Genomic DNA, 6,930 nt, shown 5'->3' with positions numbered 1-6,930 from the left:
AAACGGGCAGTGTGAAGTGAAAGCAACTGCCTTTTCCCGGTTGGGAGTCCACCCAAATCTGGCCGTAGTGCATACGAATAATTTGGCGGCAAAGGGCAAGGCCAATGCCATAGCCTTCAATGGTGCGATCGCGATCAAGGCGAACCGTCTCGCCAAAAATCTTTTCCTGCTGCTCAATGGGAATACCGGGGCCGCTGTCACAGACGGTAACTTGCACTTTTTGAGTCGTGCGGTGAAAGGCACTGAGGTGAATCTTGCCCCCTTCGGGAGTGTATTTACAGGCATTATCCAGCAGATTGACAAGCACCTGGCGAATGCGATCGCCATCGCCATAGACCAACGGTAAATCTAAAGGAATATCAGTGGTAAAGTGCTGCTTTTTACGTTCAAAATTTAGACGCACATCCTCAACCGTTTCTTGGCACAGTTGTCGCAGATCCAGTTGCCGTGCCATAATTTGCAGCTTGTCCTGTGGCCCGCGCGCCGCTAAGAGTAAATCCGTAATCAGTTGTCCCATCATCTGGGTTTGACTGCGGGCATGGTGAAACAGGCGTTGGATGTCCTCAATATGGAGTTGCTGACTACTCTGACTACTCTCTTCCTGAAGGTTAGATTCTAGGGTTTCAAGGGCAATCCCAACGGCAGTGAGGGGGTTACGCAACTCATGGGCCAGCAAGCCAATAATCCGATCTTTGAATTGCAGTTGTTCAGCCAAGCGATCGCGCTCTTGGCGCAGTTGAAACAGCTCATCCTTGAGGCGGCTGAGTTCTATCGAGCAATCCGACTGCTCCGCTGCCGATTTTTGCATATCTGCCTGTAGGCCCAGGGCGACTTCCCGCTGCCAGCGCGGCCACCAATAGTCCACCTTTTGCAGCAGCTTGCGACCGGCGAGGGTTTGACGCGGTTCAGGACGGACTTTAATCAAGGCAGGTGTGGCAACCAGCTTGTACTCCTCTAGGAGGTAGGGTTGCTCACCAATGGGCACCACTTTTAACTCAAAGCCAAAGTTCGAGGGCAGTTGCTGAATGTGGGCTTGAATAGCAGCGGTTTCCTCTTCATCGCCCGGACGATTGGCAACAAACAGGAGCAAACTGAGCGGCGGTGTCGTTTCTTGGATAGAACTGGCATCCGCAGACGCTTTCATTGAATCACCGGCGAGTCTTCTCAAGAGCAATGAATGGCGCTTCCTAGACAGGAAACACTAGAGAGCAATCAAAAGATTAACTAAATGTTAGCGGATTCTCCCTCGCAACCCAACTTAAGATTGCTGGCCATCCCGCCGGCCAAGTTCGTAGATTGCCCCACCGATGGTTGCCATCAGGCCTAAACTCAAGGCCCAGCTTTGCCCCAAGCCCAAACTACAGAGGATAAAGCAACCCGTCCCCACAAGAATAAAGGGAATGAGTCCCACCATCCCTGCCCAGAATTCGGCACTTTGGTTTGCTTCACCCCCTAGCCAGGTCACTAAATGCTGCATTAAGGCTTGGCCCGTGGGATAAAAGCCCCAGTAGAGGGCGATCGCCCACAGACCAGACCCCGCAATGGCGATGGGGGAGAGAGAAACCTGCTGCAAATTGGGAATCATAGGAGTCCTTGAAAAATCTTGGGATCAAACATTTCTCGGAGAGATAGATAGTAGGGAGTAAAAACACTTGTATCATAGCCAGCGGCACGGGTTTGTATTTCCTTACCCAAAAGGTGCACCATTTGAAACACCAGCTCCCATGTCACATTCAGGGAAGGATAGAGCATCAAACACAGGGGAAAGAGTTCCCGTTGCAGCGCCTCAAGGCTTTGCTCCAAAAGACACACCCAGAGGTAGACTTGGAACATCTCGACATCGCGAATACTGGAAACACGCACACTGGCTTGGGTCAAAGAGCCACTAAAACAGCGGTGCTGGGGGTTGAGTGCGGCAACACGATCACAAATCGCGGTGGCGATCGCCGTGCTCTGGGGCAATAGATGACGCACTAAAGCCAAGGCCGGATCATTGTAGTCGTAGTTGGCTGCTGCGTTATAGGCACGGTGCAAGGGCATGTAGAGGTGATCATCAATGACCTTGAAGAAGCTACTGAGGATGGGACGTTGGCTCGTTGGTGCCACTTCTAGCAGTAATACCCCCGTGTGGTGAAACTGCATACTGACAAAGCCAATCACCCGGGGATCGACGGCGGTGTAGCGGCTGCGAATCTCACTGATGGCACTGGCCACCTTGGCGGTCATTTGCTGGGTGCCCTTGCCGGCTTCGTAGAGTTTGAGGGTGCGCTGATAAATGTCATGGATGTCTTTGGAAATGCTCCAAGGATCCACCAGTTCCGCTGGAATCCCATGACGAATCATCTCTCCGGCCAAGAAGCCTTCGGTGCGCTGCCAAGCCTTGACACTAGCATTCCGCAATTCGGCCAAGAGTCGAGGGGCCACCACCGCTGGATCATCCTCCGCAAGGGCGGTGGTGTTGAGGTTGGTAATATAGCGCTTTGCCCAAGCCTGTGCCAGACTGCTCAAGGAGGTGGTGTCCGCCGCGATCGCGCTCGATCCATCAGTAGTGGTATTGAACATGAGCACCTCCGCTATTTTTAACAGGGCTACGACTATTAGCAGAATTGATGTTAAGAATTGTAACTTATTTAAGCTGAGCCTGCTACACTGAGCCACCAGTGATCGTTGACCGCAACTGCCCATACCGTTAATCTGCCCTATAGCAGCAACATCTTTGGAGAAATTGGATGGACTGGCAATCCTTTGCCGTGAGTTTTGCGATTGTTTTCCTGTCAGAACTGGGGGACAAGAGTCAACTGGTGGCGATTACTTTAGGGAGTAATGCCCGCTCCGCTACTGCTGTCTTTCTAGGCGTGGCCTCTGGCTTGGTGTGTACAACGTTTTTCGGTGTGCTTTTGGGCAGTGGGATTGCTACACTGATTCCGGTGAAAGTGGTCAAGGCGATCGCTGCCATGATGTTTGCCTTTCTGGGGTTTTATTTGCTGTCTCAAACAGCGGCTAACAGCCTTGACAGGGAGCAAATTTGATTATAGCCAAAGGATTGATTATCATAGTGACTACAGGTTAGCAAATGGGTAACCCTAAAACTGTGATTTAACTGCAACACGCTACTTAGTTAAGCAAAATCTGCTGTTTAAATTTTATTTTTGTTAGGATAGCGCCGTGTTCACGTCTCCTGCTCCCAGTCCCCTACCCCCCATTCGTTCCCTGGAGGATGCGATCGATCGCTGTCAGCGCCTAGGATTGCGCCTTAGTCGGCAGCGGCGTGCTATTCTCGAACTGCTCTGGGATGTCAAGGATCACCTCTCAGCGCGGCAGATCTACGATCGCCTGAATCAAGCAGGCAAAGACATCGGCCATACCTCGGTGTACCAAAATCTCGAAGCACTTTCAGAGCATGGTATTATTGAGTGCGTTGAGCGTGCCGATGGGCGCCTTTACGGCAATATCAGTGATAGCCACAGCCATGTCAATTGTCTCGATAGCCAGAAAATTATTGACGTTCACGTTGAGCTACCCCCCTCTCTCATTGCTGAGATTGAAGCAAAAACTGGCGTGAAAATTGTTGACTATCGCATTGATTTTTACGGTTATCAAAACCCTGAGCCGAGTACCCAAGGATAACTGCCGTGACCAATCCCCAGCATCTTCAGCTGCTCAAGCAGGGGGTTACCGCTTGGAATCAATGGCGGGAGCAAAACAGTGATATTCGCCCTGATCTGGGACAAGCCGATCTCACTGGCGCCAATTTGGAGCTGTACAACCTCACCAATGCCAATCTCGATCAGGCAAATTTAGCGGGGGCTGATCTGCGCAACGCTTTGCTCAAGGATGCCTACATGGCAGGAGCAAACCTCTACATGAGTGACCTGATTGAGGCGGATTTGCAGGGCGCCTGTTTGCAGCGGGCGACCTTAGCGGGTGCTGATCTCTACAAGTCAAATATGGCTATGGCCGATCTGCGCCAAGCCAACTTGGTGGGCACGTTACTGCGGCGAGTGAGTTTAGTGGAAGCGACCCTTGCCTATGCCAACCTCACCCGTGCCAATCTCTTTCAGGCCAACCTGCACTTGGCCGATCTCAAGAGCGCAATTTTGCAAGAAGCGATTCTCGAAAGTGCCAGTCTCATTGAGGTGAACTTTGAAGATGCGGTTCTCATTGCGGCCAAGATGTCGAAGGCCAATGCCCGCCGTGCCAACTTTAGGGGCGCAAACCTCTACAAAGCAGAAATGGACGGCATGGATTTGCGGGATGCGATTCTCGATAAAGCTTAGCACCAGCAACTTGTGAAAAGGCAAGGTTCAGGCTACGTTAGAGGTGAATCATCCTCGCCTATTGGAACTCGAAAGGAAGGCCTGTGACTAAAAGCATCCGTAATACAGCACGTATGGTTCTTGGTGTAATTTTTGGGATTATTGGGGTTGTCGGCTTCATTTTACCCATAGTGCCAGGAACGCCTTTTTTGCTGATAGCGGCAGCTTGTTTTAATTCCATGGAACCCGAGGAGACCTCCAGTGCCCAAGGGAATGAATCGCCGCCCGTGGCATGAAATACTTTTTCCTCACGGAGGGGTGGCAGATTGGCCGCGTGTGGGAACCCCAAGGCCTCTGGAATGAGCAAGTGTGGCGGCGATCGCCCGTGATCACCCGTACCTGCCTCTACATCCTAGAGGGGGAGGAAAAGCTCTGGCTGTACCAAGTGGAGGAGATGGTTCTGATGGTGGAAGTAAAGCCCACCCATCCTGACCCTGTCTCAACCATTGGTCAAGTGGTGCTCAAGCGCCTGATGAGTGCGGAGGATGTGCTGACGTACCTGTGTACCACCCCTGCCATTGCCAAAATTCAAGTGGAGCGACCCTCCCCTTCGGACGATCGCCCCTAGCGAGCGGTAAGTCCTTGGTACAACTGAGTAAAGAACTTGATCAACGCTGGCGCCCGTGATCGCCATTTGGGGTAAACTAGTTCGATGTTGTTGCCAACCGATGGAAACCCATTCGGCAACTCAACCCTAGACTTTCGTGATTGAGCAATTTTAAGGTGTCCTTTGGTTGCAAACTCCGCTGCCTGCCTTGATGGCAAATCCTTAGCCCAGTCCATTGAACGCCAGTTGGCTGATCATGTGCGGACGTTTCACGCCCAGTGGGGGCGATCGCCCGGGTTGGCCGTGTTGCGGGTTGGCGATGATCCTGCCAGTGCAGTGTATGTCCGCGCCAAAGAACAGGCCTGTGGCCGCGTCGGGATTCAATCCTTTGGTGCCCATTTGCCGGCCACCATTACAGAAGCGGATTTATTGGCCAGAATTACTGAGCTCAATCAGGACGAACGGGTGGATGGCATTCTGCTGCAATTGCCCCTACCGCCCCACCTCGATCCCCGTCCCCTGCTATACGCCATTCGTCCCGATAAAGATGTGGATGGCCTGCATCCCGACAATCTGGGTCGGCTAGTGCGCGATGAACCGGGACTGCGCAGTTGTACGCCTGCTGGGGTGATGCAGCTTTTGGCCGCCTATGGTATTGATATTGCAGGTCGCTCGGCAGTGGTCGTGGGTCGCAGTATTTTGGTCGGTAAGCCCCTCGCGCTGATGTTACTCACCGCCAATGCAACGGTGACGATCGCCCACTCGCGCAGCCGTGATCTTGCCAGTGTCACCCGTAGTGCCGAGATTTTAGTCACAGCGATGGGACAGCCCCGGCGGATTACTGCTGACATGATTCGGCCGGGAGCAGTGGTCATTGATGTCGGGATTAATCGCATTCAACGCCCCGACGGTAAATCAGGTCTTTGGGGCGATGTGGACTACGAGGCTGCCTGTGCTGTGGCCAGTTATATTACCCCTGTTCCGGGGGGTGTTGGTCCGATGACCGTTGCCATGTTGTTGCACAATACTGTATGGAGCTATTGTCGCCGTCACAATTGGCACAAGCCCCTGCTGTCGTTGACCTCGATGCCACCCGCACGCTGAGGAGTTGATCATGATTTCCGCTGATCCCCCCCAAGTTCATTCCACCGGCACATTTGATCTCAAAACCTACCTCAAAGAACGCCAAGCCCTTGTGGAAGCTGCTCTCGAAGCCTCGATCCCCGTCGCCTACCCAGAGAAAATTTACGATGCAATGCGCTATTCACTGATGGCGGGGGGCAAGCGGCTGCGCCCGATTCTCTGCTTGGCCACCTGTGAACTGATGGGGGGCACCGTGGAAATGGCCATGCCCACCGCCTGTGCCCTAGAGATGATCCACACCATGTCGCTGATCCACGATGATCTGCCGGCTATGGACAATGATGACTACCGTCGCGGCAAACCCACAAATCACAAAGTCTATGGCGAAGATATTGCCATTCTGGCGGGGGATGGCTTACTGGCCTATGCCTTTGAATACGTGGTGGAACAAACGAAAAACGTGCCCGCAGAGTATCTGCTGAAAATTGTGGCGCGGTTGGGGCATGCCGTGGCAGCAACGGGCTTGGTGGGCGGTCAAGTGGTGGACTTGGAGTGTGAAGGGCAGCCGAACATTGGTCTAGAAACGCTACATTTTATCCACTCCCACAAAACGGGGGCACTACTGGAGGCCTCTGTGGTTTCTGGGGCATTGCTGATGGGGGCGAATGAATCTGACGTGGCTCGCCTGTCCCGCTATGCGGCAAATATTGGCTTGGCGTTCCAGATTGTGGATGATATTTTGGATATTACTTCGACCCGGGATGTCCTTGGTAAAAGCGTTGGTAAAGATGTGGCTGCCCAAAAAATGACGTACCCGCGCCTGTGGGGTCTGGAAAAATCCCGCCAAGAGGCTGAACGCTTGGTGGCAGAGGCGAAGGCAGAGTTGGCTGTATATGGGGCAGCCGCCGTTCCTTTGCAGGCGATCGCCGACTACATTGCCAGCCGCAGTCATTAACGATTCCGAAGTGGGTTAGGATGGGCGCA

At 53.0% G+C, this 6,930-nt stretch carries 10 protein-coding genes; 7 read left to right on the top strand and 3 right to left on the bottom strand.

Features of this window, described 5'->3' with window-relative positions; genetic code table 11:
- The 3 genes from IGQ15_RS09495 to IGQ15_RS09485 form a co-directional block, all read right to left on the bottom strand.
- Window positions 1-1,144: histidine kinase (locus IGQ15_RS09495; protein WP_297051170.1), on the bottom strand; the 1,144-nt coding region annotated here is incomplete at its 3' end.
- A 114-nt stretch (window positions 1,145-1,258) separates the two neighbouring features.
- Complete coding sequence (locus tag IGQ15_RS09490; protein ID WP_297051168.1) at window positions 1,259-1,585, bottom strand: hypothetical protein; 327 nt, start codon at window positions 1,583-1,585, stop codon at window positions 1,259-1,261.
- A complete protein-coding gene (locus IGQ15_RS09485) occupies window positions 1,582-2,562 on the bottom strand; it encodes a hypothetical protein (protein ID WP_297051165.1) in 981 nt (326 codons plus the stop codon). Before IGQ15_RS09485 ends, IGQ15_RS09490 begins: the two co-directional genes overlap by 4 nt.
- 167 nt (window positions 2,563-2,729) lie before the next feature.
- Here IGQ15_RS09485 and IGQ15_RS09480 point away from each other — a divergent pair, with 167 nt between their 5' ends.
- The 7 genes from IGQ15_RS09480 to crtE all read left to right on the top strand — a co-directional run bounded on the left by IGQ15_RS09480 (window position 2,730) and on the right by crtE (window position 6,901).
- Window positions 2,730-3,029, top strand: a complete 300-nt coding sequence (locus tag IGQ15_RS09480) for a TMEM165/GDT1 family protein (RefSeq protein ID WP_297051163.1) — start codon at window positions 2,730-2,732, stop codon at window positions 3,027-3,029.
- Window positions 3,030-3,165: 136 nt separating this feature from the next.
- Window positions 3,166-3,627 carry a Fur family transcriptional regulator gene (locus IGQ15_RS09475; protein WP_297051161.1) on the top strand — a complete coding sequence of 154 codons (462 nt, stop codon included), beginning with the start codon at window positions 3,166-3,168 and terminating at the stop codon, window positions 3,625-3,627.
- A 5-nt stretch (window positions 3,628-3,632) separates the two neighbouring features.
- Window positions 3,633-4,277, top strand: coding sequence for a pentapeptide repeat-containing protein (locus IGQ15_RS09470; protein ID WP_297051159.1), 645 nt, complete (start codon window positions 3,633-3,635; stop codon window positions 4,275-4,277).
- A 113-nt stretch (window positions 4,278-4,390) separates the two neighbouring features.
- Entirely contained in the window at window positions 4,391-4,552 is a 162-nt protein-coding gene (locus tag IGQ15_RS09465; RefSeq protein WP_297051174.1) for a DUF454 family protein, read from the top strand.
- The gene (locus tag IGQ15_RS09460) at window positions 4,549-4,884 is read left to right on the top strand and encodes a hypothetical protein (RefSeq protein ID WP_297051157.1); all 336 of its coding nucleotides are present in this window, start codon (window positions 4,549-4,551) and stop codon (window positions 4,882-4,884) included. The genes IGQ15_RS09465 and IGQ15_RS09460 overlap by 4 nt, the downstream gene beginning before the upstream one ends.
- A gap of 162 nt (window positions 4,885-5,046) precedes the next feature.
- Window positions 5,047-5,967: a bifunctional methylenetetrahydrofolate dehydrogenase/methenyltetrahydrofolate cyclohydrolase FolD gene (gene folD / locus IGQ15_RS09455; protein ID WP_297051154.1), complete on the top strand. Its 921-nt coding sequence runs from the start codon at window positions 5,047-5,049 to the stop codon at window positions 5,965-5,967.
- A gap of 10 nt (window positions 5,968-5,977) precedes the next feature.
- Entirely contained in the window at window positions 5,978-6,901 is a 924-nt protein-coding gene (gene crtE, locus IGQ15_RS09450) for a geranylgeranyl diphosphate synthase CrtE (RefSeq protein WP_297051151.1), read from the top strand.
- Window positions 6,902-6,930 lie beyond the last annotated feature (29 nt).

The sequence above is a fragment of the Thermosynechococcus sp. M98_K2018_005 genome, from assembly GCF_015295825.1.
GTDB lineage: Bacteria > Cyanobacteriota > Cyanobacteriia > Thermosynechococcales > Thermosynechococcaceae > Thermosynechococcus.
This window is presented reverse-complemented; position numbering and strand designations above follow the sequence as displayed.

Coding starts and splice junctions, on each gene's coding strand:
- IGQ15_RS09490 (WP_297051168.1), bottom strand. CDS start 1,585: ATGATTCCCAATTTGCAGCAGGTTTCTCTCTCCCCCATCGCCATTGCG.
- IGQ15_RS09485 (WP_297051165.1), bottom strand. CDS start 2,562: ATGTTCAATACCACTACTGATGGATCGAGCGCGATCGCGGCGGACACC.
- IGQ15_RS09480 (WP_297051163.1), top strand. CDS start 2,730: ATGGACTGGCAATCCTTTGCCGTGAGTTTTGCGATTGTTTTCCTGTCA.
- IGQ15_RS09465 (WP_297051174.1), top strand. CDS start 4,391: ATGGTTCTTGGTGTAATTTTTGGGATTATTGGGGTTGTCGGCTTCATT.
- IGQ15_RS09460 (WP_297051157.1), top strand. CDS start 4,549: ATGAAATACTTTTTCCTCACGGAGGGGTGGCAGATTGGCCGCGTGTGG.
- crtE (WP_297051151.1), top strand. CDS start 5,978: ATGATTTCCGCTGATCCCCCCCAAGTTCATTCCACCGGCACATTTGAT.